Source organism: Cryobacterium luteum, assembly GCF_900110125.1.
GTDB lineage: Bacteria > Actinomycetota > Actinomycetes > Actinomycetales > Microbacteriaceae > Cryobacterium > Cryobacterium luteum.
The window spans coordinates 122,295-146,471 of sequence record NZ_FOCN01000008.1; the positions used below are offsets into that span (position 1 = coordinate 122,295).

Annotated in this window: 25 protein-coding genes and 1 pseudogene; 11 read left to right on the top strand and 15 right to left on the bottom strand. The window is 67.4% G+C overall.

Going from position 1 to position 24,177, the window contains the following annotated elements; all coding sequences use genetic code 11:
• Positions 1-117: 117 nt before the first annotated feature.
• The 6 genes from BMW72_RS10190 to BMW72_RS10215 all read right to left on the bottom strand — a co-directional run bounded on the left by BMW72_RS10190 (position 118) and on the right by BMW72_RS10215 (position 5,105).
• A complete protein-coding gene (locus BMW72_RS10190; RefSeq protein ID WP_092110175.1) occupies positions 118-444 on the bottom strand; it encodes a hypothetical protein in 327 nt (108 codons plus the stop codon).
• The gene (gene fliS, locus BMW72_RS10195) at positions 437-865 is read right to left on the bottom strand and encodes a flagellar export chaperone FliS (protein ID WP_092110177.1); all 429 of its coding nucleotides are present in this window, start codon (positions 863-865) and stop codon (positions 437-439) included. The genes BMW72_RS10190 and fliS overlap by 8 nt, the downstream gene beginning before the upstream one ends.
• A gap of 5 nt (positions 866-870) precedes the next feature.
• A complete protein-coding gene (gene fliD / locus BMW72_RS10200) occupies positions 871-2,247 on the bottom strand; it encodes a flagellar filament capping protein FliD (RefSeq protein WP_092110179.1) in 1,377 nt (458 codons plus the stop codon).
• Positions 2,248-2,429: 182 nt separating this feature from the next.
• Positions 2,430-3,569: a flagellin N-terminal helical domain-containing protein gene (locus BMW72_RS10205; protein WP_092110180.1), complete on the bottom strand. Its 1,140-nt coding sequence runs from the start codon at positions 3,567-3,569 to the stop codon at positions 2,430-2,432.
• Positions 3,570-3,846: 277 nt separating this feature from the next.
• Positions 3,847-4,197, bottom strand: a complete 351-nt coding sequence (locus BMW72_RS10210) for a flagellin (protein ID WP_241984043.1) — start codon at positions 4,195-4,197, stop codon at positions 3,847-3,849.
• A gap of 74 nt (positions 4,198-4,271) precedes the next feature.
• A complete protein-coding gene (locus BMW72_RS10215; RefSeq protein WP_092110182.1) occupies positions 4,272-5,105 on the bottom strand; it encodes a sigma-70 family RNA polymerase sigma factor in 834 nt (277 codons plus the stop codon).
• A gap of 305 nt (positions 5,106-5,410) precedes the next feature.
• Here BMW72_RS10215 and BMW72_RS10220 point away from each other — a divergent pair, with 305 nt between their 5' ends.
• The 4 genes from BMW72_RS10220 to BMW72_RS10235 are packed head-to-tail and all read left to right on the top strand — an operon-like array spanning position 5,411 to position 8,709.
• Complete coding sequence (locus BMW72_RS10220) at positions 5,411-5,896, top strand: flagellar protein FlgN (RefSeq protein ID WP_092110184.1); 486 nt, start codon at positions 5,411-5,413, stop codon at positions 5,894-5,896.
• Between the two features lie 33 nt (positions 5,897-5,929).
• Positions 5,930-7,396 (top strand): flagellar hook-associated protein FlgK, encoded by a 1,467-nt coding sequence (gene flgK / locus BMW72_RS10225; RefSeq protein WP_092110186.1) that lies wholly within the window; start codon positions 5,930-5,932, stop codon positions 7,394-7,396.
• Positions 7,397-7,399: 3 nt separating this feature from the next.
• Positions 7,400-8,314 carry a flagellar hook-associated protein FlgL gene (gene flgL, locus BMW72_RS10230; RefSeq protein ID WP_092110187.1) on the top strand — a complete coding sequence of 305 codons (915 nt, stop codon included), beginning with the start codon at positions 7,400-7,402 and terminating at the stop codon, positions 8,312-8,314.
• Positions 8,311-8,709 carry a flagellar assembly protein FliW gene (locus BMW72_RS10235; RefSeq protein ID WP_092110189.1) on the top strand — a complete coding sequence of 133 codons (399 nt, stop codon included), beginning with the start codon at positions 8,311-8,313 and terminating at the stop codon, positions 8,707-8,709. Before flgL ends, BMW72_RS10235 begins: the two co-directional genes overlap by 4 nt.
• Positions 8,710-8,807: 98 nt before the next feature.
• On the opposite strand, the gene sufU is transcribed toward BMW72_RS10235, so the two are convergent.
• Together sufU and BMW72_RS10245 are read right to left on the bottom strand one after the other, a co-directional pair.
• Positions 8,808-9,299: a Fe-S cluster assembly sulfur transfer protein SufU gene (sufU, locus tag BMW72_RS10240; protein ID WP_092110191.1), complete on the bottom strand. Its 492-nt coding sequence runs from the start codon at positions 9,297-9,299 to the stop codon at positions 8,808-8,810.
• Complete coding sequence (locus BMW72_RS10245; RefSeq protein WP_092110193.1) at positions 9,296-10,636, bottom strand: aminotransferase class V-fold PLP-dependent enzyme; 1,341 nt, start codon at positions 10,634-10,636, stop codon at positions 9,296-9,298. The genes sufU and BMW72_RS10245 overlap by 4 nt, the downstream gene beginning before the upstream one ends.
• 109 nt (positions 10,637-10,745) lie before the next feature.
• Between BMW72_RS10245 and clpS the strand changes: the two genes are divergently transcribed.
• The 6 genes and pseudogenes from clpS (at position 10,746) to BMW72_RS10275 (ending at position 17,463) form a co-directional block, all read left to right on the top strand.
• Complete coding sequence (clpS, locus tag BMW72_RS10250; protein WP_092110195.1) at positions 10,746-11,030, top strand: ATP-dependent Clp protease adapter ClpS; 285 nt, start codon at positions 10,746-10,748, stop codon at positions 11,028-11,030.
• Entirely contained in the window at positions 11,027-11,566 is a 540-nt protein-coding gene (locus BMW72_RS10255; RefSeq protein ID WP_092110197.1) for a DUF2017 family protein, read from the top strand. The genes clpS and BMW72_RS10255 overlap by 4 nt, the downstream gene beginning before the upstream one ends.
• 146 nt (positions 11,567-11,712) lie before the next feature.
• Complete coding sequence (locus BMW72_RS10260; protein ID WP_092110199.1) at positions 11,713-12,543, top strand: FAD binding domain-containing protein; 831 nt, start codon at positions 11,713-11,715, stop codon at positions 12,541-12,543.
• The gene (locus BMW72_RS10265; protein ID WP_092110200.1) at positions 12,540-15,377 is read left to right on the top strand and encodes a molybdopterin-dependent oxidoreductase; all 2,838 of its coding nucleotides are present in this window, start codon (positions 12,540-12,542) and stop codon (positions 15,375-15,377) included. The genes BMW72_RS10260 and BMW72_RS10265 overlap by 4 nt, the downstream gene beginning before the upstream one ends.
• Positions 15,378-15,754: 377 nt before the next feature.
• Positions 15,755-15,937, top strand: a pseudogene (locus BMW72_RS19270) (IS30 family transposase); the annotation flags it as partial.
• 113 nt (positions 15,938-16,050) lie between these two features.
• Positions 16,051-17,463: an amidohydrolase family protein gene (locus BMW72_RS10275; protein WP_092110203.1), complete on the top strand. Its 1,413-nt coding sequence runs from the start codon at positions 16,051-16,053 to the stop codon at positions 17,461-17,463.
• Between the two features lie 76 nt (positions 17,464-17,539).
• Here the strand turns inward: BMW72_RS10275 and BMW72_RS10280 are convergent, their stop codons facing one another.
• Genes BMW72_RS10280 through BMW72_RS18730 form a run of 6 tightly spaced genes read right to left on the bottom strand, consistent with a single transcriptional unit; the run spans position 17,540 to position 21,280 of the window.
• Positions 17,540-17,788, bottom strand: coding sequence for a hydroxyisourate hydrolase (locus tag BMW72_RS10280; protein ID WP_241984042.1), 249 nt, complete (start codon positions 17,786-17,788; stop codon positions 17,540-17,542).
• Positions 17,785-18,273: a 2-oxo-4-hydroxy-4-carboxy-5-ureidoimidazoline decarboxylase gene (locus BMW72_RS10285; protein ID WP_092110205.1), complete on the bottom strand. Its 489-nt coding sequence runs from the start codon at positions 18,271-18,273 to the stop codon at positions 17,785-17,787. Before BMW72_RS10285 ends, BMW72_RS10280 begins: the two co-directional genes overlap by 4 nt.
• Before the next feature lie 25 nt (positions 18,274-18,298).
• Positions 18,299-19,150, bottom strand: coding sequence for a MurR/RpiR family transcriptional regulator (locus BMW72_RS10290; RefSeq protein ID WP_241984041.1), 852 nt, complete (start codon positions 19,148-19,150; stop codon positions 18,299-18,301).
• Positions 19,147-20,472, bottom strand: a complete 1,326-nt coding sequence (locus BMW72_RS10295) for an allantoate amidohydrolase (protein WP_092110207.1) — start codon at positions 20,470-20,472, stop codon at positions 19,147-19,149. Before BMW72_RS10295 ends, BMW72_RS10290 begins: the two co-directional genes overlap by 4 nt.
• A complete protein-coding gene (locus tag BMW72_RS19275) occupies positions 20,469-20,864 on the bottom strand; it encodes a hypothetical protein (RefSeq protein WP_092110209.1) in 396 nt (131 codons plus the stop codon). Before BMW72_RS19275 ends, BMW72_RS10295 begins: the two co-directional genes overlap by 4 nt.
• A 50-nt stretch (positions 20,865-20,914) precedes the next feature.
• Positions 20,915-21,280, bottom strand: a complete 366-nt coding sequence (locus BMW72_RS18730) for a hypothetical protein (protein WP_092110211.1) — start codon at positions 21,278-21,280, stop codon at positions 20,915-20,917.
• 213 nt (positions 21,281-21,493) lie between these two features.
• Between BMW72_RS18730 and BMW72_RS10310 the strand changes: the two genes are divergently transcribed.
• Positions 21,494-22,432: a nucleotidyltransferase family protein gene (locus BMW72_RS10310; RefSeq protein ID WP_277871566.1), complete on the top strand. Its 939-nt coding sequence runs from the start codon at positions 21,494-21,496 to the stop codon at positions 22,430-22,432.
• A 228-nt stretch (positions 22,433-22,660) separates the two neighbouring features.
• Here the strand turns inward: BMW72_RS10310 and BMW72_RS10315 are convergent.
• The coding region (locus BMW72_RS10315) for a DUF222 domain-containing protein (protein WP_208598217.1) at positions 22,661-24,177 on the bottom strand (1,517 nt) is incomplete at its 5' end.

Sequence of the window (24,177 nt, forward strand, 5' to 3'; positions counted from 1 at the left end):
CGTGCTCACTGCTTGCTATCGGTTGCCTTGATAGAAGCGTTAGGTGTTCGTAAGAACATTCCGAAAGTTTGTTGCGCTACGCCGCGTTACCAGTGTTTTACTACCCTCGGACGGGGGTCAGCCGTTCACGTCCAGATAAACGGATGCCCGCGCGTCACGCTCCGGAGGCACCGACCGTATCGCCGCGAGGTGCTTGAGCGTGAGGGTGCGCGCCCGCTCCAATTCACCGATGAGCTTCTGCTGGTTGTGCAGCAGGTCTTGCACCCGCGCGGCGAGTTCGGCCGGAATCGCGCCGAGCCCGTTCGGTGCCGTCCACTCCCCTAAAGCTCCGGCTCCACCGCTGGGCGAGCTCCCCGACCCACCGACGGCCATAGCCCGCGCCGCAGCATCCAGCCGAATTTCGAGGTCGTCGAGCGCGGCCTCCCAGCCCGCCAGATCAGCCAATGCCGAGTTCACCGCTCAGGCTCGGAACCGGAGCCGGCGCGGCCGGAAGCATCTCGGCCGCTTCGTGCCAGGTGAGCCGCAGCGGCTCGAGCAGCGCGATGCACTCGTGGGTGCGGGCCGGGTCGCGGTGCGTGTTGGCGCTGACCATGGCGGTCGAGACATAGGTATAGAGGGAGAAGAGCCCCTCGCCGCCGTCCCAGGCGTCGACATTGAGCGAGGTGCTCAGCTCCGACACGATGGCCTGGGCGTGAATCAAATTGTCTGACGCCATCTGCCAGTCCTGGCGCTGCTGGGCGGCTTCGGCCCGGTTCAGGTCGAGCAGCAGGCGGTCGTAGAGCATGGTGAGCAGGCGCACCGGGGTGGCCGAGAGAACGGCGTCGCGGTTGTAGCGCGAGCGCTGAGCGTTGGTTCCCATTGTCATAGTCATCATTTTCCGTTGGAGGCGTTGAGGCCCTCGACCTGGGCGGTGAGCCAGGCCGACTGGGCATTCAGGTTACTGAGCTGAACCTCCATAGAGGCGTAGGTGCGTTCCAGGCTGGCCCGTCGGGAGACGAGGCGCAGGTCCCAGCTGTCGATTTGGGTGCCGAGGCTCTTGACCAGGCTTTCCTGGCCGGTGATCTTGCCGGTGATCATGCCGTCGTACTTATCCGAGGCGCTCGTGGCCGCGGAGGCGACGCGCGAGGAGATCTCGCTCAGCACCGACTTCACGAACGCGGGATCACTTTTCATGGCGGCGGCGAACTTGTCGGCGTCGAATTCCAGGGTGCCGGTCTTGGTGATGCTGATGCCGATCTCGCTCGGCGAGCGGCCGCCGACCGGGTATGACGCCGCTTCGAGAATCTTCTGCTTCACGTCCCGCACGGTGCTGTCTCCGGTGAAGACACCGCCAGAGATCACGGCTTTGCCGGAGCTGTCGGTGCTGTTGACCACGGCGGACTTCGTGGAAATCAACGCGAAGAGCGAGTTGAGCGAATCGACGAGGGTCTTGGCGATGGTGCTGACCGCAGCGTCGTCCCGGCTGACGCTCACCGTGACCGGGTCGGTCGACACGGCGGATACCGTGACCGCGACGCCGGGCAGCAGGTCGGCAAACGTGTTCGTCGACGAAGTGATTGCCTGCTCGGCGGCGGTTCCCTTCCAGAGGGTGATCGAGGCGTCCTGGGCGGTGCGGATGACGGCGGCGCCGGGGGCGGTGAGCAGGTTGGTCGAGGTGCCGCCGTCCACCATGGCGGAGGTTCCCGCGTGCAGGGCGAAAGCGCCGGCCAGTCCGGTTTCGCCGGCGACAAGCTGCAGGCGGTACTGCGTGACGCCGTCAACGCTGCCGGAGGCGATCTTGGTGGCGGTGATTCCGGCATCCGCCGTGTTGATGGCGCTGACCACGTCGTCGAGCGAGGTACTGGCGGAAGTGATTGTCGTCTTGGCGCCGTTGCTCGCGACGAGGGTGTAATCGACGGTCGGCGCCACGCTCATGGCGGCGGTGACTCCGGACTGGGCCTGGGCGAGCTGGGTCACGACGAGGTCGAGCGAGCCGGAGGTGGCGCTGGTCGATGCCGAAGTGGTGACCATCGACGAGCTGCTCTTTGCCGTATAGAGGTTGAGGGAGTCGGCGGTGACGCTCTTGTTGGCGAGGGTGGCGAGCGAGGCAACGGTGCTGTTCAGGCTCTGGAGCGCCGTCGTCAGAGTGTTCGAGGCGGTGACCTTGGCCTTGAGCAGCGTTTGCGGCCCGGCCTCGAGCGTCATGAGGGAATTGATCAGCGCGGTGGTGTCCATGCCGCTGATCAGGCCATCGACTGCGAGAGACATTGGGTGTCCTTCTGGTTCGTACGCCCGGTGCCCTGAAATCGGTTGATCAGAGCGGATGATGGTGGCTTGTTCGGGCCGTTATGAAAAATGCCCGGCGGCAGGCGAGGCGCGACGTTGTGTTCGCGCCGCGCCTGCTACCAGGCCCAGATCAGGTTCAATCTGTTCGTACGGTTGTGCTGGTATTACTGGAGGAGCTGCAGAACGCCCGAGTTGCTCTGGTTCGCCTGCGCGAGCATGGCGGTACCGGCCTGCGACAGGATGTTCGCACGGGTGTACTTGACCATCTCTTCAGCCATGTCGGTGTCGCGAATACGCGATCCGGCAGCGGTGAGGTTTTCCTTCGACACGGCCAGGTTCTTGATGACGCTCTCGAACCGGTTCTGCTGAGCACCGAGGTCGGCGCGTTCGCTCGAGATGGTCTTGATTTTGTCCGTCAGAGTGATGATCGCCGCGGCCGCACCTGTTGCGGAAGTGAAGTCCAAGCTAGAAGTTCCAACTTGTGCGCCGGTCGGAGTTCCAGTCGCGAAGCCGGCCGCGCTCGGCACTCCTGTCCCAACCGCTCCACCGGTCGTCGACTCAACGACGAGTGCGCCCGCGACAACGCTCGCCTTCAAGTTGGACGAGAATTTCGCGTTCTCGTTGAGGGCGGCAGCGAACTGTGTCACGTTCGCAAAAGTACCCGCAACGCCCAAGTTATCCGTGGTGACCGTCGTGCTGGAGGAGTCCGCGTTCGCAACTGTGAACGTCTGCACGCCCGCCACGAGCGCAGCGTTCGCATCACTGAGAGCGAACGTTGTGTGCGCCGGCGTGTTGGCCAGTGAAGTCGCGATGCTCGCGACGTCAGCAAGATCAACGACGATGCTGTCACCGCTGTTTGCGCCGATCTGGAAGCTCATCGAACTGCCCTTGAGCAGATCCGTACCGTTAAAGTTCGTGCTCGAGCCGATTCGCGATAGCTCTTTGGTCAGAGCAGTCGCTTCGGTGGTGATCGCCTCACGCGATTCCGAACTGTTCGAGTCGTTACCGGCCTGAACGGCGAGGTCGCGCATACGCTGCAGGATTGAGGTGGCCTCGTTGAGCGAACCTTCAGCAGTCTGGATGACGCTGATGGCGTCCTGGGCGTTGCGGCTGGCGACCGTGAGGCCGCCGACCTGCGACTTCAGGCCTTCGGAGATTGCGAGGCCGGCTGCGTCATCCGCTGCACGGTTGATGCGAAGGCCACTGGAGAGCTTCTCCAACGACTTCGACAGGTCGTTCTGTGTTGCTGCCAGGTTGCGGTACGCGTTGTTTGCCGCGACGTTGGTATTTACCTGCATGCCCATGATGAATCCTCCGTGATTGGGTCAAAGTACGCCGGCCCATCCATGGGCCAGCACCATGAGCTATCGACCGATTGCGATAGCGGGTTAGAAATCCGGGTGAACTGATTTCGACATTGCAGCGCACCCAGCCGACTCGTGACCTGAACCTCCGAACGCAGAAATGACCGCTGCAGAACCCAGCGCCTGCCGTTCGAACGGCAAGGCGAGCAATTCTGCAACGGTCAGCACGCGCGGGCGTGACACCGGCAACATCCGCTACCGGTGAAGCGCAGCTGTGTTACGCGGCGGGGCGCAGCAGCTGCAGTACGTCGGAGTTCGACTGGTTGGCCTGAGCGGAGACCGCGGTGACCGGCTGGGTGAGGATGCTCACGCGGGTGAGGTCCACCATCTGCTCGGCCATGGCACTGTTGGTCAGGCGCGAGGCCGCGGCGAGCGTGTTCTCGGCCGAGACGGCACGGGTCTTGCCCTCGAAGTTGACACTGTCGGCGGTGACGGCCGGTTCGGTGTTGGGTCGCTCAGTCGAGGTGATTCCGCTCGAGATGGCGACCGTCGGCTGCGCGAGGCTCGTCTGCGCTGCGGCGAGCTTGCGGTACGCGTCGGATGCCGAGGTGTTGTTGTTGACCTGCATGCCCATAATGGTTTCTTCCGTGAGGTGTTATGAAGCCGGCCCGTCCATGGGCCAGCGCGAAGGGAGGTGCAAATTCAGGATGCTGCGAGTTCAGCCGTGTCGAAATGCAGGTGTTCGTGCGCGGTGCGCGACATGCCCACCGTGGCGAGGTCGGCGAGCCGGGCAAGGTAGGCGCTGCGGCGAGCCGGAGCAATGCGCGACTCCGGCTGGTAGGCGGCCGCGGTCTCGATTTCGTCGGCATAGTGCGTGCTGAGTCCGTCGCGCAGCAGGCGAATGGCCTCGGCACGCATCTGGGAGACGGCAGAGTGGGTGGTGCCCAGTTCGGCGGCGATGTCTTTGACCGGCCGATCGTCGAAGTAGATCTGTTCCACGATGGCCCGCATCTTTTCGGGGAGAGCTTCGATGGCCGCCCGCAGGTAGACCAGGCGCTCGGTGGAGAGCAGCGATTCCTCGGGCATGGCGGTGTCGGCCACGAGAAACTCGGCGGTCGTGTCGTCGAGGGCCGAGAGGGTGCGAGCGGCGTCAGCGAGGCCGGCTGCGGCCGTCTCGCGGTCGACGCCGAGGGCATCCGCTATCTCGGTGACGTTCGGGGTACGTCCGAGCGCTGCCGCGAGGGTCTCCTGCACGGCGAGGGTTTCCTTGATGCGGCGGCGAGCCGAGCGGGTGGCCCAGTCGCTCGAGCGCATATCGTCGGCGAAAGCACCGATGATGCGACGGCGGGCGAAGGCTCCGAAGGGAACTCCGAGGGCCGGGTTGAAGGCATCCGCTGAGGTGATCAGGGCTACCGCGCCGGCCGAGGCCAGGTCGTCGCGGGAGAGGTGGCGGGCCTTGGCCCAGACCTCGGAGACGAGGTACCCGACGAGGGGCAGATTCTCGACCACGAGGGCATTGCGTTCCGTGCGATTCACGTGCGGCCCCCGAGCTTCTCATGCCAATTTTCTGATCTGCACGGAAGGGCTGTTGCGCCTCCCGCGGGAGGCCCCGATGCCTGCAAAATCAAAACTACTCGTAGTAGAGGGTAAATGGGTAGCGCAGAAAGACCCATTTGTGACTTGACGTGTCCTCTCTTTAGAGGACATGATGGGGCGATTCCGCAAGAGATGAGACTATTTTGCCTAACGTGGGGCATTTTGCGGCCGATAGTGCCAACGAATGATTTAGGCATGCGCACCCGTGTGAGCCTGAGCGTGAGCGATTTTTGGCTGGAGGAGTCATGGGCGCCAACGAATTATCTGCGTTGCTGTGGCGAGAACGTGAACTTCTCGAATTGCTCGTTTTCAAACTCGAAGAGGAGCAGCTTTTGCTGCAGGGCGGTAAATCCCGCTGGTTGCAACATGCCACTCGCGAGGTTGAGCAGGTTTTGGGCCACGTGCGCGAAGCCGGACTCGGCCGTTCCGTCGAGGTAGCCGCACTGGCAACCCAGTGGGGAACCGCCGAAGACGCGACGCTGCGTGAGCTCGCCGCCAGTGCCCCTGAAGGTCCGTGGGGCGAAATCTTCAACGCACACCTCAAGGCCATGGGCGACCTCGCCACCCAGATCAAAGAACTCAAAGACACCAACGAACGCTTCATTCGGGCGGCGGCGCGCTCCACCCAGGAAACGATGGCCACGGTCAGCGCCAATCCCAAGACCTACGACGCGAGCGGAGTGACTGGAACCCCGGTGACCGCCGCCCGCATTTTTGACCGCAACCTCTAACCTGCACGACCAACGAGAAGAACGGAGAACACGGTGAGCACATTTGGTGGCTTGAACACCGCGTACACCGGCCTCGTTGCCGCGCGCCAGGGCCTCAACGTGGTCGGCCAGAACATTGCCAACGCCAACACGGATGGCTACACCCGCCAACGCATATCGACCTCGGCTATTGGCGCCACGGCCTCGACCGGCGTCTTCTCCCAGGGTGCCCGGGTGGGCGAGGGCGTTGCCATGGACGGCATCGCCCGCCTCGCCAGCGCCCAACTGGATGCCCGCGTGCGAGCGACCGCCGCGACCGCCGGCTACACGGCGGTGCGCGCCAACTCGCTCGCCTCGGTGGAAGACTCGCTCAACGAGCCCGGCGAAGACGGCATCTCGGCCAAGCTCGATGAATTCTGGGCCGGCTGGCAGACCCTCTCCAACGGAACCGACACGGCAGCGCCCGCCGCGTTGCTGCTCGGCACGGCCGGCGAACTGCTCACCCTGATCTCGGAGGGCTACCAGGCCGTCTCCGACGAGTGGTCATCGGTGCGCAGCGACCTGAACAATATGGTCTCCGAACTCAATGGCGCTGCCACCCAGGTTGCCGCACTCAACGTGCAGATTCGGCAGACCCTCGCCACCGGCGGCACCGCCAACGAACTGCTCGACCAGCGCAGCGCCCTCACCACCACGATCGCCGCCCTCACCGGTGCCACCGTGACCGAGCAGGCCGACGGCACGGTCGATGTACTGGTGGGCGGCAACGCGCTCGTCTCGGGCGGCACGGCGCACCAGGTCAAGGTCGAGGCCAACGCTCCCCGAGTGATGCAAGACGCCGGAGACGTGAAACTGGTGTGGGCCGACAACGCCGACACCGCCGTGACAATGGATCTGGGCGAAATGGCCGGCGCGCTGTCGCTGCTTGGCTCGACCAATGCCACTGGTACGGGCGGCGCGCTGGCCGAGGCCGCCGAGTCCTACAATTCCTTTGCGACCGACCTGCGCGACAAGGTCAACGTGATCTACCGAACCGGCTTCACGCAGGCGGATGATGACGGCCCCGGTCAGAACGGCAACGACTTCTTCGCTCTCGCGATCGGCATACCCGCCGCGCAGGGTCTAAGCATCGTGCCGCAATCATCCGCTGATATGGCCGTTCGCGCATCGGCCACGTCTGGCGCCTTTGACGGCACCATAGCGGATGCCATCGCCCAGCTCGGCGCCGGATTCGCGACCGACAAAGACGGCGCGATCGTCTCGCCGAGCACGACGTGGTCAAATTTCGTGACGAAGACCGGCGTGCTCACGCAGACCGAGCTGCAATCGGCGGCGCTGGCCAGCTCGATGTCGTCGGGGGCCGCCAACCAGCAACTCGCCAACTCATCGGTGGACCTCGACGAAGAGAACGTGAACCTGCTCATGTTCCAGCACGCCTACCAGGGAGCGGCCCGAATGATGACGGCCGTCGACGAGATGCTCGACACCCTGATCAACCGCACCGGATTGGTCGGGAGGTAGCTCATGGTCGAGAGAGTGACCACCCAGACGCAGATGCGCTCCGCCCAGCGCAACCTGCAGGCGAACATGACGCACCTCGCACGTTTGCAGGAGCAGGCGAGCACGCTCAAGACCATCAACCGTTCCTCCGACGACCCGACAGCTGCGGCCGCCGCCATGTCGGTACGCGCCGAGATGCGCGCGGTCGACCAATACAGCGCGAACGCCGATAACGGCAACGACTGGCTGACCACGATCGAGTCGTCGCTCGGGTTCACCTCGGACATCATGAACCGGGTGCGTTTTCTCACCGTGCAGGGCGCCAACTCCGGCGCGCTCTCAGCCACGGCCAAGGAAGCCATTGCGATCGAGATCGAAGGCCTCAAGACCGACCTCCTGACCCAGGCCAACACGAAGTTTCTGGGGCGCAGCGTCTTTGCCGGCAACTCCGACGACGCCACAGCGTTCGCCACCGTCGTCGACAGCACCGGTGTGACGACCTATCCCTACTCGGGCGACCCTGCGGGTGAGGGCGGCGTTGAGCGGCGCATCAGCGCCACCAGCACCGTGCGAGTGGATGCTGAGGGCGGCACGATCTTCGGTACCGGCACCGCCTCCGTGTTCGGACTCCTTGACAATATCGTCACCGATCTGCGCTCTGGTGCTGAGGTGAGCTCCCACCTCAACGGACTCGACGATCGGATGGCTATCATGACCGGTCAGCGCAGTGAGATCGGTGCCCGCCAGGTGCAGATGGAACGCGCGCAGTCGACCCTGCTCGAAAAGACCGGCACGCTGGATGCCCAGCGCTCCGGCATCGAGGACGCCGACCTGGGCCAGGTCATCATTGATTTGAAACTGCAGGAAGTGACCTATCAGGCCGCCCTCGCTGTTACCGCCCGTGTACTCCAACCAACCCTGATGGACTTTCTCTCATGACCGCTACCCTCACCAGCCCGACCCTCCGCTTCGTCTCTCCCCCGCCGGGGCTGTCGCCGCTCACCGATTTCGTGCTCAACGAGATCGAGGGGGCGGCCGGGCTGTACTCGCTGCAGGCATCCGCTCAGCCGGCCACGCGCCTGTTTGTGCTCGATGCGGCCATCTTTCTGCCGAACTACACCCCGGCCATCTCGAGCGAGCAGTCCATCGCGCTGTCGCTGACGACGCCCGACGACGCCCTCGTGCTCGTGGTCGTCAACCCGGGCGAGAGCACCACGACGGTGAACCTGATGGCGCCGATCGTGGTCAACGCCCGCACCGGGGCCTGCGCCCAGCTCATTCTGGACGATCAGGACTGGCCCCTGCACGCCGAGCTTGGTACCGGCGACAACTAGCTCGTTCGGGGCGCGTTCCGGCCTCCCCCTCTTTCCGGGCCCGGGCCCGGTCACAGTGAGGCTCGGGCTCAAGCGCCCAGCTCCCAGCGCCCAGCGGGCTAGTGCGACTCCGCCTCGATCAGCGCCGCCTCGAACGCCACCCAGGGCAGCATCGCGCACTTGACGCGGGCCGGGTAGCGCGAGACTCCCCCGAAGGCCGCGGCGTCGCCGAGAATTTCTTCGTCGGGCTCGATCTTTCCGCGGGAGCGCAGCATCTCGCGAAAATTGTCGAGCAGGGCACGGGCTTCGGTCGCGCTGAGGCCTTGCAGAACGTCAGTGAGAATCGAAGCGGATGCCTGCGAGATGGAACAGCCGTCGCCGGTCCAGACCAGTTCGGCGACCGAGTCGGCGCCGTCGCCGGAACGCAGCGACACTCGCAGGGTGACTTCGTCGCCGCAGCTCGTGTTGATCTGGTGCGACTCGGCCACGCGCAGGCCGCTCGCGCTGCCGAGCGCCACGGCGTCGGCGAGCGGCGTCAGGTCGCCGCTTCCGTGCCGGGCCTTGGAGTGCTCGAGAATGATCGTCTGGTACAGCTGCTGCAGGTCGCTCATCGCGTGACTCCAAAGAATGGTGCGACCTCGGCGAGGGTGGCCAAAAACAGGTCGACCTCGTCGGTCGTGTTGTACAGGTAGGTGCTCGCCCGGGTCGACGCGGTCACGCCGAGCCGGCGGTGCAGCGGCTGCGCGCAGTGGTGGCCGACCCGCACGGCAATACCGGCGTCGTCGAGAAACTGGCCGACGTCGTGTGCGTGCACTCCGGCGACGTCGAAGGCCGCGAGCCCGAGCCGTTCCACGCCGAGCCCGGGGCCGAGCAGCCGCACGCCGTCAATCTGCGCGAGCCCGGCGACCAGGCGCTGGCCGAGCTGGGCCTCCCAGGCGTGCACTCGATCCATGCCGGTCTCACTCAGGTAGTCCACGGCCGCGGCCAGGGCGATGGCCTGCGAGATGCGCTGGGTTCCGGCTTCGAAGCGCTGCGGCGGTGCCAGAAACTCGGCTGTCGTCATGTCGACGGTCGTGATCATCGACCCGCCGGTGAGGAACGGCGGCATGCCGTCGAGCAGTTCGCCCTTGCCATAGAGGGCGCCGATGCCGGTGGGGCCGAGCATCTTGTGGCCGGAGAAGACGGCGAAGTCCACGTCGAGCGCCTTGACGTCGACCGGAAGGTGCGGCACGGTCTGGCAGGCATCGAGCACGACGAGGGCGCCGACGCGGCGGGCCAGGGCCACGAGTTCGGCGACGGGGTTGATGGTTCCGGTGACGTTCGAGCCGTGCGTGAAGGCGAGCAGTCTGGTGTGCGGGCCCACAACATCCGCTGCGGCGTCGAGGTCGAGGGTGCCGTCGCCCCGGACCGGAATGAAGCGCAGGGTGGCGCCGGTGCGTAGCGCGAGTTGTTGCCAGGGAATGAGGTTGGCGTGGTGTTCCATCTCGGTGACGACGATCTCGTCGCCGGCGCCGAGGCTGAACCGGCGGGCGGCCGGGCCGCCGAGGCCGAGCGAGGCGTTGGAGAAGCTGTACGCCAGCAGGTTGATGGCCTCGGTGGCGTTGGAGGTCCAGACGATCTCGTCGGTCTCGGCGCCGACGAACGCGGCCACTTTCTCGCGAGCCGCTTCGAAGGACTCGGTCGCTTCGACGGCGAGGGTGTGGGCGCCGCGGTGCACGGCGGCGTTGCGCTGCTCGTAGTACTCCTGCTCCGCTTCCATCACGCTGATCGGGTTCTGCGAGGTGGCTCCCGAGTCGAGATAGACGAGCGGATGCCCGTTCACCGTTTGGTGCAGCACCGGAAAGTCATTGCGAATGCGCTCAACGTCAACATTGGTCAGCGGGGCCAACTCTGGGTGCTGGGCGCTGGACGCTGGCGAAACTGCGGACGATGGTGCTGGGGACGTCATACCTCAAGGATATTCCCTCACCCCAAGCCCGGGCGCCGCAGAGCGGAGTATGACGCGCGAGTGTCAGATAGCGGTGGAAAACCCGGCCGGAGCGTGTGAGGCTTAAGGGGTGACGCAGACTACCGAACACACCGAACTTCGCGAGTCCGTCTCACTGGACCGACCGTGGGTGACCCTGGTCTGGGACGACCCGGTCAACCTCATGTCCTACGTCGCCTACGTCTTTCGCAGCTACTTCGGGGTCACCGCGAAGCAGGCCGAACGGCTCATGCTGCAGGTGCACAACAACGGGCGGGCCGTCGTCGCCACCGGCAACCGTGAGTCGATGGAACGTCACGTGGAAGCCATGCACGGCTACGGCCTGATGGCGACCCTGGCCAAGGCCGACGAATGAGCGACCAGCGCTTCACCCGGCAGCTTTCCGGCGCCCTGCTCGCCCGGTTTGAACCCATCGAGGCTGACCTGCTTCGCCTCGCCACGCGCCAGCTCGCGGACATGCTCGATGCCGGGGCCGCCGATGTTCAGCTCGCCGCGAGCGACGGCGTCTTCGGCCGTCTGCTGCCCGACGCCTACCGCGACGACGACGAAGCGGCGGCCGAGTTTCGCCGCTTCACCTCGGTCAACCTGCTCGAACGCAAGGCGCAGAACGCCCAGATCGTGCTGGGCTCGCTCGGTGCCGATGCCGGCGAAGCGGATGCTGGCGCGCCCGACAGCGCGGATCGCCAGCCGGTCACGATCACCCTCGACGCTGACGCGGTGCAGGCCTGGCTGCGCAGCCTCACCGACCTGCGGCTGACCCTCGCCGACCGCTTGCAGATCGCCCCCGACGGTGTCGTGCACCTCGACGGCGACGACACCCCGTTTCTGCGCGAACTCTACGAATGGCTCGGCATGCTGCAGGAAGATCTGGTGCACACCATCGACGTGTGATCGGCGGCTCTGCCCGACATCGAGCACACCCGCCGGTGAGGTAGCCTGCTTGGTGAAACCCCCTACCGTGCGCCCATGGTCGCTCGCACGGCTAATCCGGCCACTCTCAACCCAGCGCAGCCTTCCCCGGAACTCGACGGAGCCCCATGGACCTCAGTACGCTCACCCGCATCATCCCGGCTCGCCAGCGCAGCGACCTCGACGCACTCGGGCCAACGGTTGTGCCGCTGGCCGGTGGATCCGAGCTGTTCGCCGACCCGCGCGCCCATCTCACGGGTCTCGTTGATTTGCAGGCGTTCGGCTGGCCGGCGCTGACGTTCCCGAGCGACGGCCTCGTGATTGCCGCGACCTGCACCCTCGCCGAGCTCTCCCGGTTGCCACGGCAGGCGGGGTGGGCGGCGCATCCGCTGTTCTATCAGTGCTGCACGGCCCTGTTCGGCTCGTTCAAGGTGTGGAATGTGGCAACGGTCGGCGGCAACCTGGCCACCTCGCTTCCGGCCGGGCCCATGATCACCCTCGCCGTCGCGCTCGACGCCGAACTGCTCGTCTGGCGGGGCGACGGCAGCGACGAGATCGTGCCGGCCGGCGAGTTCGTCACCGGCAATATGACCAATGTGCTCGGGCCCACCGATGTGTTGCGTTCCGTTCGCGTGCCGCTAACGTCGTTGCAAGCCACCACGGCGTACCGCAAGATTGCCCTGTCGCCGCTCGGCCGCTCGGGCGCTGTGCTGGCCGGGCGGCTTGACCGAGCTGCTGATGGCGCTGATGGCCGTTTTGTGCTCACGGTCACGGCCGCGACGCTGCGTCCGGTGCAGTTGCGCTACCCGCGGGTGCCCGCCGCCAACGAGCTCGCCCGCGACATTGCCGCGATCGACTGCTGGTTCACGGATGCCCACGGCGCGGCCGACTGGCGACGCGCGATGGGGCTGCTGCTCGGCGAAGAGATTCGCGCCGAGCTCGCCCTGGTTGGCTCATGACGCTGGAACAGGCCGCGGCCGTCGCCACCGTCACCTTCGACGTCAACGGCGCCCGAGTCGAGGCGACGCCGACCCCCGGCCAATGCCTGCGTACCCTGCTGCGCGAGCACGAGCACTTCGAGGTGAAGAAGGGCTGCGACACCGGCGACTGCGGTGCCTGCACGGTGCAGGTCGACGGCACGCCCGTGCACTCCTGCATCTACCCGGCGTTCCGGGCGAATGGTAAGCACATCACGACTGCGGCCGGCCTCGGCCAGCCGGGCAGCCTAGCCCCGGTGCAGCAGCGTTTCGTTGACGCTGCGGGCTTTCAGTGCGGCTTCTGCACGCCCGGCATGGTCGTCACCGCCGCGGCGATCGAAGCGGATGCCGCCCTCACCGACCCGAGCGAGTTGCCCCGACTACTGAAGGGCAACCTCTGCCGCTGCACCGGCTACCGCTCGATCACCGACGCGATCGTCGACCAGCACACCCCGCCGGAAGGCTCCTGCCATGTCGCGCCGACGCGCGAACACGCCGAAGCCTCCACGCTCGGTCCGGTGCGGGCCACCGGCCGAGCAGGCTCCGGCGCGGTCGGCACCTCCCCCGGGGCGCTCAACGGGCAGCGGGTGGTCAGCGGGCTCGAGCCGTACACCCTCGACGTGGCCATTCCCGGGCTGCTCCACCTCGCCGTGCTGGGCAGCCCGCACGCGCACGCGCGCATCCGCTCTCTGAATGCGGTGAAAGCCGCGGCGCTGCCGGGCGTGCACCGCGTGCTCACCCACGCCGACTCCCCCAGCACCCTGTACTCGACAGCGCGGCACGAGAGCCGATTCGACGATCCCGACGACACCCTGGTCTTCGACCAGACCCTGCGCTTTCGCGGCCAGCGGGTCGCCGCGGTCGTGGCCGACTCGGTGGCGATCGCCGAAGCGGCCTGCCGCCTGATCGAGGTGGAGTACGACCTGCGGGGCGCCGTGTTCGACCCGCGGCTGGCGCTCGAACCCGGCGCCCCGCTCGTGCACGGCGACAAAGACCCGGTCGTCTCCCGCCTGGCCGACCCCGAGCGCAACCTCGTCGCCGAGCTGCACGGCGAGTACGGCTCCGTCGAGGCCGGCCTGGCCGAAGCTTCGACCGTGGTCTCCGGCCGCTGGCAGACCCAGCGCATCTCGCACACCCACCTGGAAACCCATGCCACGATCGGCTGGCTCGACGGTAATCGGCTGAACGGCGGCCGGCTGAACCTGCGCACGAGCTCGCAGGTTCCGTTTTTGGTGCAGAAGGAGATCTGCCGCCTGTTCGACCTCGACCCGGCCGGGGTGCGGGTGTTCACCGCGCGCGTCGGCGGCGGCTTCGGCGGCAAACAGGAGCTGCTCACCGAAGACCTGGTCACCCTCGCCGTACTGAAAACCAATCGGCCGGTGCAGTACGAATTCACCCGCACCGACGAGCTCACCATCGCCCCGGTGCGGCACCCGATGACCATCGACGTGACCCTCGGCGCCACGGCCGACGGTCGCCTGACCGCACTGCAACTGGGGGTGCTCGCCGACACCGGCGCCTACGGCAATCACGCCCCCGGCGTCATGTTCCACGGCACGAGCGAATCCGTCGCGCTGTACAACGCGCCCAACAAGAAAGTGGATGCCCAGAGCGTCTACACAAACAACCCCCCGTCGGGCGCGTTCCGCGGCTACGGCCTCGGCCAGATCATCTTCGCGGTCGAGTGCGCCCTCGACGAGCTCGCCCGCGAACTCCAGCTGAACCCGTTCGAGTTGCGCCGGCTCAACTCGGTGCGCCCCGGGAACGCCCTCGTCGTCACCCACGAGGAAGGCCCCGACCTCGTCTTCGGCAGCTACGGCCTCGACCAGTGCCTGGACCTCGCCGAGGCGGCGTTGAAGCGCGGCAATCGGGTCGCCGCCCCGGCCGGAGCCCAGTGGCGGGTCGGCACCGGAATGGCGTCGTCGATGATCGCGACGACGCCGCCGCGCGGCCACCGCTCGCAGGCATCCGTTCAACTGCTGCCGGGCGGCCGCTACCTGGTGCGGGTCGGCACGACCGAGTTCGGCAACGGCACCACGACCGTGCACGCGCAGATCGCCGCGACGGCGCTCGGCACCACCCTGGACCGCATCGACCTCGTGCACTCCGACACGGATGCCGCCGGTTACGACTCCGGCGCGTTCGGCTCGGCCGGGGTCGTGGTGGCCGGCAAGGCCGTGCTCGCCGCGGCGACCGCGCTGGCCGAGACGCTCGTTGAGGCGGCCGCGTCGTGCAGCGGGACCGGCGGGTGGCAGCTCGAGAAGGACGGGCTGCGCGGGGCCGCCACGAGCCTCTCACTCGACGAGCTCGCCGACTGGGCCGCCGCCAACGACGTCGACCTCACCGCCACCCGCCGTGAGGACGGCGCGCTGCGCTCGCTCGCCTTCAACGTGCACGCGTTTCGGGTGGCCGTGAACACCGACACCGGCGAGGTGCGCATTCTGCAGTCAATCCAGGCCGCGGATGCCGGCTTCGTGATGAACCCGGAACAGTGCCGCGGCCAGATCGAGGGCGGGGTTGCCCAGGCCCTCGGCACCGCCCTGTTCGAAGAGGTCGTGCTCGACGGCGCCGGCGCGGTGACGACCCGGGTTCTGCGCAATTACCATGTGCCCCAGCTCGCGGACCTGCCGGTCACCGAGGTGTACTTCGCGCAAAGTCACGACGTGCTCGGGCCGTACGGGGCCAAGTCGATGAGCGAATCCACCTACAACCCGGTCGCCCCAGCGCTGGCCAATGCGGTACGCGACGCGATCGGCATCCGTCCCACCGAACTGCCCATGTCGCGTGACCGCATCTGGCGGCTGCTGCACGGCTGAGCGGATGCCCCGCCCGGCTCGCGCAGGGTGGGGTCGCGTCGGAACGGGGCATCCGCTCCCCTCAGGAGACACGAGCGGCGGGGGCGGGTCGTCCGCGGGGTTGCGAGGTTCGCGGGTAAGCGGGCGGGCTCCGAGCGCTACATTTGCGCGGCATGACGGGGCATGTCAGGCACGTTTCCAAACCCCCGAATGCGCCGAATCCGATTTCAGTAGGGTGAAAACACCCCCTGAACATACCGGAGAGGACCGCATGATTCCCCCCGATCTCGTCATCCGCTCCGAGCGGGTGTTGACCACGCAGGGCTTCGTTCCGGCCGCCGTGCTCATCCCCGGGCTCGTCGACACCCACGTGCACGTCAGCGCCGACACGGTTGCTGGCGATGATCCGCGAGATAGGCAAGCTCCCCGAGCATCTGCGCCGCTCCATCACCTGGGACCGCGGCACGGAGCTGGCCGAGAACGCCCAGATCCAGACTGCCCTCGACCTGACGCTCTACTTCTGTGACCCACACTCGCCCTGGCAGCGCGGCAGCAACGAGAACACCAACCGTCTCCTGCGGTTCCGTGCGCCCGGGCCGGGTTCCGGGACACGGCCTGTACATCCGGGGAGAATTTCATGGAACCATACCGAAACCGCTGGACTTGACCGAGTAAGGAGATAATCTCCGTAGATATGTACGAATCTTCAGTCGCCACGGTCTACCGCGGCCACATCTTTCACATCAGTGGTGTCCCGACGGTCACCGAAGCGCGCGAACACCTCGTGTCAGTGCCCGACGGCGCCCTGGTCACGGCGGTCGACGGCACGATCGCCTGGGTCGGACCGTTCCGTGAGCTGCCCGCGGCCCACGCGGCACTGCCGGTGACCCGAACCGGGTTCATCATTCCCGGATTCGTCGACACCCACAGCCATTTTCCGCAGACCTACACAACGGATGCCTACGGCGGCGGCCAGCTGCTGGAATGGCTCGACGAGTGCGTGTTCCCGGCCGAATCGCGGCTCGAAGACCCGGGATTCGCCCGACAGGTGGCGCGCGATTTCACGCGTCGGCGGGCATCCGTCGGCACGACCAGCGCGCTCGTGTTCGGGTCAGCCTTTGCCCCGGCGCAAGACGCCCTGTTCGAAGAAACCCGGGCGGCCGGACTGCGCCTGGTCAGCGGGCGCGGAATCCAGACCGTCGGCACCGACTCCGCCCGAGCGCTGGTCACGAGCGAGCAGGCGGCTCTCGACCTCACGGCGGCCGAGATCGACCGGTGGCACGCCGTCGACACCGATAACGCGCAGACCGCGCTGTTGCAGGTCGCGATCGTTGCGCGATTCAGCCTCTCGGTCACGCCGACGACCCTGGCCGGGCTCGGCGAGCTCTACGACTCGGTGCGTGGGCGCGGCGTGTACTTTCACAGCCACCTCAACGAGAACGACCGGCCGGGCACCGGGGAGATCGACGCCGTGCGCTCGGTGTTCGGCACGACGACCTACCTCGACACCTACGACGGATGCTTCCTGCCGGGCTCGGCCCGCGGCGGCTCGTCGCTGCTCGGGCGCCGAAGCATCCTCGCCCACGCCGTGCACTGCCAGGACAGCGAACTCGCCCGCATGGCCGAGACCGGCACCTCGATCGCGCACTGCCCGACCTCGCAGGCGTTCCTCGGCTCCGGCACCATGCCGTGGCGCCGCACGACCGGGTTCGGCGTGAACGTCGCGATCGGAACGGATGTCGGCGGCGGCGACGAATGGCTCGTCGCGCGGGTGCTCAACGACTGCTACAAAGCGCACCTGTCGGAACCCGGCGACGCCAGTGTGGCCCTCGACCCAGCCGCCCTGCTGTTCACCGGAACCCTCGCCGGGGCGCGTGCCCTCGACATGGAGGCGCGATTCGGCAACTTCGACCTTGGCAAGGACGCGGATTTTCTGCTCATCGACCCCGACCGCTGGGAACCGCTCGCCCTCGTGCTGGCCAACGCCGTGCGCGCCGACGACGCCGCGCTGGCCGCCGAACAGACCCTGTTCGCACTGCTGCTCGCGCTCCGCGAGCCCGCGATCACCGGGGTCTACGTGCGCGGTCACCGCGTGGTCGTCGAGTAAGCGCGCAGTGCGCCCGGGCCGAGCGCCGCATCCGCTCGGCGAGCCGTGGGGTCTGATCGTCACGGCTCGGTGCGACTCAGCTGCCGCGAAAGGTGGAGTACGCGAACGGACTCAGCTGCAGGGGCACGTGATAATGCTCCGATAGGTCAGCGAGGCGACCGTCGGCATCCGTTTCGCCGGTCGCGAGCACCACCCAGGCGGTGTCGGCGCGCTGGTCGAGTTCGGCCGTAACGCCGGCAGCCGGCCGACCGGTGACGGAGTCGAGCACGTGCGTCGTGACGTGGCTGCGGGCCGCGCCCTCCCCACTCACTCCAGCCTGGCTCACAAGCGCAGCTCGATCAGGGCGGCGAGGCGCAGCAGGGCGATCTCGCGCAGCTCGCCGGCAACGATCCCCACCTCGACATCGTTGGGCAACAGGAGGCGCCGGTTGAGCTCGGCGAGAATCTCGGCGCGGGTGCGCCCGGCCACGCGAATGAGGAAGACCCGGCCGAACCGGGCCTCGTAGTCACGGTTGCCGGCCGCGATCAGCTCAGACAGCTTGACATCATCGGCATCGGGCGAGGCCTGCTCGCGGCGGGAGAATCGAGCGGCAGTGCTGGCGTCACGGGCCGATTGACCAATGCGCGGATGATGCACGAGGGCTTCATCCACCTCCGCGCGCGACAGCGTGGCCGACGCCCGCCGCGCGGCGTCCAGGAGCGTGGCGGCGTCGAGGTAGGGGCCGGTGGCGGCGACCTCGTCGACCCACCGCTCGACGCCGAGGCAGGCGAACAAGCCCATGCGCAATTCACGTGCTTCAGAGGTCAACATGGTGCCCAATATAGAAGAGATTTCGTCACCATGGTGCCTCGAGTTCGTCGAGGTCTTCGTACACCTGGGTGATCGCCGCTATGCGGGTGCGCGTCTCGCGCACGTGCGCGCCCATCGCGCCGGTCGCGAGCAGGTTGATCAGGCTCATCGCGGTGGCGTAGCTGTCGAAGGCGCTCGCGCTGTCGATCGGGCATTCCAGCCAGACCGCGGCGCCGTCGGCGTGCTTGCGCGCCGAGGAGTCGGCGATCAGCACGAGCGGAATCCCCCGCCGCTGGATCGCCAGGGCCAGCTGGCCAAAGCCCGCCGTGCGGCGGCGAAACCCGAACAGAACGGCCACATCGTGCGGGCCGAGTCCGGCCAGATCCTCCCCGATCGATTGCCCGGGCAGCGGCGCGAGCCGCACGCTGTGGCAGGTCTGCGCGAGCTGCTGACGCAGGTGCAGCGCCAGCGGGTAGCTGTTGCGCAGCCCGATCACGACAACGTTGCCGGCGTGCGCGATCAGCCGCGCCGCGGCATCCAGTCGGCCGTCTTCGAGGTTCTGCAACAACCGCCGCAGGTTCTCCTGCTCGCCGGCCAGGTGCGCAGCAAGACGCGACGGCGTGCCAGCGGATGCCCCCGGCCCGCCCACCGGGGCACCGTGGCTGCGCAGGGTGCGCGCATGGTCGCGCACCTCAGCGGAATCCTGAAACCCAAGCCGTCGAAACAGTCGGGAGACGGTCGCCTTGGAGACGCCGCTGAGCCGGGCCAGCTCCGACGCGTTGTAGACCGCCAGATCACTCAGATGATCGAGGATGAAATCGGCCACCCGCTGCTCCTGCGGCGTGAGCTCACCGTAGCTCCGGTCGATGCGCTTGCCGATGTTCATGGTCGCGGTCACGTCGTGGCCGCACGGGCGTCGAACTCGGAGTCGAGTTCATCGGCGTCGTACTGATCGGCGAGGTGCAGCACGGCGGCCTCGAAGGCATCGAGCGCGAGCGCTACGTCGGCTTCGGTGACCGACTCGTCGGGGTGATGGCTCACTCCGTCGCGGCAGCGCACGAACAGCATGCCAATATCGGTCAGCGCTGCAATCGCCATTGCGTCGTGGCCTGCCATCGACAACAGGCTCGGCGGCGCAGAATCGTCGGCGACAGCCAAACGGATGCCCGTGGCCACGGCCACCCGCAGGTGCGGACTGCAGTGCGCCGCCGGAGCTCCGTGCGTCTGAACGCTCGTCACCGTCAACGCCCGGCGGTCGCAGATCTGCTCCGCGGTCTGCTCGATCAGAGCCCACGCGCGGTCGCGTTGCGCATCGGACTCGCCCCGCAGGTCGAGACTGAATTCAACCCGCCCCGCAATAACGTTGACAGCATCGGGAAACACGGCGAGATGACCGACCGTGCCGGAGAGATTCGCTTCGCGGGCAATGCGTTCGATCGCGAGAATGACCTCGCTCGCACCGGCCAGCGCGTCGCGACGCAGCGCCCACTGGGTGCCCGAGTGTGCGGCGGCGCCCTCGATCACGATAGAGAACCGACGTGCACCGGCGATCGACGAGACGACGCCGAGCGCTATCCCGGCGTCGTCGAGCACCGGGCCCTGTTCGATGTGCGCTTCGAGATAGCCGATGAGGTCGGCCGGGGTGCGCGCAGCGTCGCCGATCACGGCCGGGTCGAGTCCGAAGGCGCGGTAGGCCGCGTCGAGGCTCACGCCGTTCTGGTCTTCCAAGCCCCACCATATATTTTGCCAGGTTCCGGCGAGGGCACGGCTGCCGAGCAGCGTCGTGCCGAACCGGATGCCCTCCTCGTCGCCGAAGGCGACCACCTCGAGCGCGAACGGCAAAGCCCGCCCGGAACGAGCCACGCGTTCGGCCACGGCGATGGCGAGCAGCACTCCAAGGCTTCCGTCATACCGGCCAGCGGCGGGCACGGTGTCGAGGTGCGAACCGAGCAGCAGCGCCGGCAGGCCCGGTCTGGCGCCGTCCAGCCGACCGCACTGGTTGCCCGCGGCATCCTGCCAGGTGGCCAGGCCGGCCGCCAACATCCACTCACCGGCGATGGCGTTCACGGCCGCGTGTTCGGGCGAGAGGTAGACCCGCTTGATCAGGCCGTTCGGCAGCGAACTGTGCCGCCCGAGCTCGTCGCAGCGATCAAGGATGTCGGCGGCGGTGATCAAGCGGGCCGAAGCGGCCGAGGAGGCCGGCGGCACCAGCGCGGTCATCGGGCGTCCTGACGAGCTGGAATGACGGTGACCGAGGTGACGGGCGTATCAGCATCGGCGTAGGAATCGTAGGCGGCGCCGACGCCGCTTCCCGCGGTAACGGATGCCCCGGCGCGACGCAGCACCGCTTCGAGCGCGGCGAGGGTGGTCAGCACGGTGTCCTGGCGGGCGTTGTAGCCGAATACGGTGCGGTCGAGCTGTTGCGTCTCGGTCATGTAGCCGGTCATGGCCGGGTCGTACTGGCCCACCAGGTGGGCCGCCATGGCGCGCAGCACCCGGGGATCGGCGTTGATCGGGCCGGGACCCAGGAGCAGCCGCGCTGGCGGGTTGATCGGAAGGCTGGACACGTGTTTCACTCCCTCGGCGTCGTGAAACAGGTGTTTCAGGTTCACAGTTTAGGCAGCGCACGTTTCACGCACGTTACGGGCATGTCGCCGGTTATTTACGCGAGCGTGTCAGCCAGCCCCACGGCAGCATCGATGAGCGCGAGGTAGCTGGACCTCGGCCCCACCAGGCACAGCCCGAGCGGTGCTCCGTCGACCTCGAGCAGCGGCGCAGACAGGACCGGAAAAGCGCCGATCGTGACCTCGTCACCCGAGTCGATGGTGAGAACGCCCACGTCGCGCGCGCAGGGCAGCCGGCCCCAGAGTACGGTCTGCCGGGTTGCCGGCAGATAGTGGGCCGAACGGATGCTGCCGGCCTCGGCCTGAACGCCCGCCCGCGACGGCGTCTGCGACGGCGATGGCGACGGCGACGGCGATGGCGACGGCGACGGCGAAAACTGCGGCTGAAGAATCTGAGCGCACATCGGGCACCTTCCGAGCGGGGACTGGGCTTTGGTCGACCGTATCGGCCCGATTGCGTGGGGGCTGACCAGTCGCGGTCGCTGGCGCGTCCCAGGCGCGTTAGCTCGCTGGGCCGTGAGTTTGGTGCCGAAAAGGCCGCGATCGGGGCCGGGCCTCACGGCTCGGCGCACGACAGGTGCCAGAGCAAATGGCTCGAGAACCTTACGATGGCAGACATGCAGATGCCACCTCCGGAACCTCAGTCCGCTGGCACCGCTGGCACCCCCAGCACCGCTGGCCACGCAAGCACCGGAAGCACCGCTGAAACCGCGAAGTTCGCAAGCACCGCAAGCACCGCTGGCACCGCTGAAACCGCTGGCACCCCCAGCACCGCTGGCCACGCAAGCACCGGAAGCACCGCTGGCACCGGAAGCACCGCTGAAACCGCAGAGTTCGCAAGGACCGCGAGCACCGCTGGCACCGCCGGCACCACCCGAATCGCCGGACTCGTGCTCGCCGCTGGTGCGGGCTACCGCTATGGGATGCCGAAGGCGCTCGTGCATGATGCCGCTGGTCGGTCCTGGCTGCAGAACGCCGTCGACGTGCTCGCAGCCGCCGGCTGCTCCCCGGTCATCGTCGTGCTCGGGGCGCGCGGGGCCGAGGCTGCGGCGCTGCTGCAGGCTGGCGATGACGATTTGGCCGCACGGAAAACAGCGTTGTCCGATAGCGCACCGGCCGGAGGCATGGGCCAGCTATCGGCATCCGTTCTGGTCGTGCAAGCCGCCGACTGGGCCGAAGGACTCTCCGCCTCACTGCGCGCCGGACTGCGCTGCGCCCTCGATCAGCCAGACCTCGCAGCGATCGCCGTCATTCCCGTGGACGTGCCCGATCTGAACGCGGCGACGGTGGCCCGGGTGGTGAGCGCGCGCACTGCCACAACGGATGCCCCGGGTGCGCCAGCCAGCATGGCGGCCGTCACGCACGACACTCTGCGCCAGGCCCGATTTGCCGGCCGGCCGGGGCATCCCGTCGTGATCGGCCGGTCTCACTGGGCGGTGCTTATTGAAACGGTGACCGGTGACACCGGCGCCCGCCCGTACCTGCGCGCGCACACGGTGGAGCAGATCGAGTGCGGCGATCTCGGCACCGGGGTCGACGTCGACCAGCCGCGCTGACCGGTTCGGCGCGACGAGCTCGAAGAGTGCGGTTTAACACCACTAAGCCATAATCTCGACCGGGCACGAGAAGTCTTGTGCCCACAGCTGCGCGCGAATTCTTAGCCAGCGCGCTGGTAGCCGGGCAGAGAAGAAAATGCCGTGGCGTGGCACACCCGGCTGAGCCTTGGCTCGCCGTGCCGTGCATGGCAGCGCTGGGATGAGAAAAACCACGGGGAAGATCAGACTTCAGTTGCGGTAGTCGTCGTGGGGATGACCCGGTCGCGGGTCATCCCCGTGTCGCTGGTCGAGCCCGTCGATGCTGTGCTGAGGTTGTCGAAGCAAATCGCCGGCCCGGGCCCCGCCGCCCTTTACCTGGCCGGCCGCGCGCGGGATGGCTGCTGGCTGTTGGGGTGGGGCTGGCAGCATGAGCGGGTTTTTGCTGGGCAGGGCGATGAGGGTCTGCGCCGGGTCGATTTCGACGGCGGGTTGCAGCCAGTATTGGTCGTCTCGGAGCAGGATTTTCCAGCCCCGGTTGTGGAGCAGCAGGTGGTGCAGGGCGCAGAGCAGAATGGCTTGGTCGATGTTGGAAAGTCCCTGCTCCGACCAGTTTTCGAGGTGGTGCGCTTCGGTCCAGGAGGGTGGTCGGTCGCAGTCGGGCCAGCGGCAGCCGCCGTCGCGCACGGCGAGGGCTCGGCGTTGTTCCCGGTTGAACAGGCGTTGGTCTCGTCCCACGTTGAGGGGTTGCCCGGCCTGGTCGAACAGGATGCCGAGGTAGCCGGTGTCGCAGAGGTGTCGGGCGATGCTCTCGGCTGAGACGGGGGCCGGGTTGCCCTCGAGATAGCCGAACGACCCTCTAGTCCCGGCACCGGCCAACGTTTCAGTGGGTGTAGCACCCCCGACGGTCCCGGTGCTCCCGGTGCTCCCGGTGCTCCCGGTGCTCCCGGCACTCCCGGTACTCCCGGTACTCCCGGTGGTCCCGACGGTCCCGGTACTCCCGGTGGTCCCGACGGTCCCGGTACTCCCGGTGGTCCCGACGGTCCCGGTGGTTCCGGTGGTTCCGGTGGTTCCGGTGGTTCCGGTAATTCCGGTCGTTCCCGTCGTTCCGGTCGTTCCGGTGGTCCCGGTCGTTCCGGTCGTTCCGCTGGTTGTGTTGGTGTCGGTGATTCCGGTGAGTCCAGTGATTGCGGCTGTTCCGGTCGCGGTGCGCTCGGCAGTTTTCGTCGGTGTCGGTGTCGGTGTCGCGCTGCTCGGTGAGGGGGTGCGGGCATCCGCTGTGGCGACTGGCGCGGCCGGGGCAGGGATGGTGGTGGGGCGGTCGTGTTCGGTGACGATGACCTGCACGACCGGGCGACGACCACCGAACAGCGTGTTCGGATCAGCGTCGGCGCCGAGCTTGAGCAACTGCGTGAAGGAGTCCGCGGCGATCTGATCCACGGTGCGCGGGTCGTCCTTCACGCTCTGCGCCCACTTCGCCCGCTCCGGGTCGACGAACCGCACCCCACCGCGGCGCGGGCTCGTCAACGCGTCATACGTCGCCATCCACAGCTCGCCCTGCTCCGGCAGCAGCAGCGCATGCAGCGTCACCATGCCATCGGCCCGCCGCCACAGCGCCCAGGTGGTATCGTCACGAGCCTGCTTCTCCCGCGCCAGAATGCCCGCCGCGTCGAGTTCGTCGCGCAGCCGGCGGGCTCGTTTGTAGGCCTGCTCGGTATTCATCCCCGCAGCCTCGGCCAGCAGCACCCTCAGCGCGGCAGCGAGCTTCT

Bases quoted from the DNA above. Each gene is read 5' to 3' on its own strand.
- fliS (WP_092110177.1), bottom strand. From the start codon at position 865: ATGACAATGGGAACCAACGCTCAGCGCTCGCGCTACAACCGCGACGCC.
- fliD (WP_092110179.1), bottom strand. From the start codon at position 2,247: ATGTCTCTCGCAGTCGATGGCCTGATCAGCGGCATGGACACCACCGCG.
- BMW72_RS10205 (WP_092110180.1), bottom strand. From the start codon at position 3,569: ATGGGCATGCAGGTAAATACCAACGTCGCGGCAAACAACGCGTACCGC.
- BMW72_RS10210 (WP_241984043.1), bottom strand. From the start codon at position 4,197: ATGCAGGTCAACAACAACACCTCGGCATCCGACGCGTACCGCAAGCTC.
- BMW72_RS10220 (WP_092110184.1), top strand. From the start codon at position 5,411: ATGGGCGCCAACGAATTATCTGCGTTGCTGTGGCGAGAACGTGAACTT.
- flgL (WP_092110187.1), top strand. From the start codon at position 7,400: ATGGTCGAGAGAGTGACCACCCAGACGCAGATGCGCTCCGCCCAGCGC.
- BMW72_RS10235 (WP_092110189.1), top strand. From the start codon at position 8,311: ATGACCGCTACCCTCACCAGCCCGACCCTCCGCTTCGTCTCTCCCCCG.
- sufU (WP_092110191.1), bottom strand. From the start codon at position 9,299: ATGAGCGACCTGCAGCAGCTGTACCAGACGATCATTCTCGAGCACTCC.
- BMW72_RS10245 (WP_092110193.1), bottom strand. From the start codon at position 10,636: ATGACGTCCCCAGCACCATCGTCCGCAGTTTCGCCAGCGTCCAGCGCC.
- BMW72_RS10255 (WP_092110197.1), top strand. From the start codon at position 11,027: ATGAGCGACCAGCGCTTCACCCGGCAGCTTTCCGGCGCCCTGCTCGCC.
- BMW72_RS10260 (WP_092110199.1), top strand. From the start codon at position 11,713: ATGGACCTCAGTACGCTCACCCGCATCATCCCGGCTCGCCAGCGCAGC.
- BMW72_RS10265 (WP_092110200.1), top strand. From the start codon at position 12,540: ATGACGCTGGAACAGGCCGCGGCCGTCGCCACCGTCACCTTCGACGTC.
- BMW72_RS10275 (WP_092110203.1), top strand. From the start codon at position 16,051: ATGTACGAATCTTCAGTCGCCACGGTCTACCGCGGCCACATCTTTCAC.
- BMW72_RS10285 (WP_092110205.1), bottom strand. From the start codon at position 18,273: ATGTTGACCTCTGAAGCACGTGAATTGCGCATGGGCTTGTTCGCCTGC.
- BMW72_RS10295 (WP_092110207.1), bottom strand. From the start codon at position 20,472: ATGACCGCGCTGGTGCCGCCGGCCTCCTCGGCCGCTTCGGCCCGCTTG.
- BMW72_RS18730 (WP_092110211.1), bottom strand. From the start codon at position 21,280: ATGTGCGCTCAGATTCTTCAGCCGCAGTTTTCGCCGTCGCCGTCGCCA.
- BMW72_RS10310 (WP_277871566.1), top strand. From the start codon at position 21,494: ATGCAGATGCCACCTCCGGAACCTCAGTCCGCTGGCACCGCTGGCACC.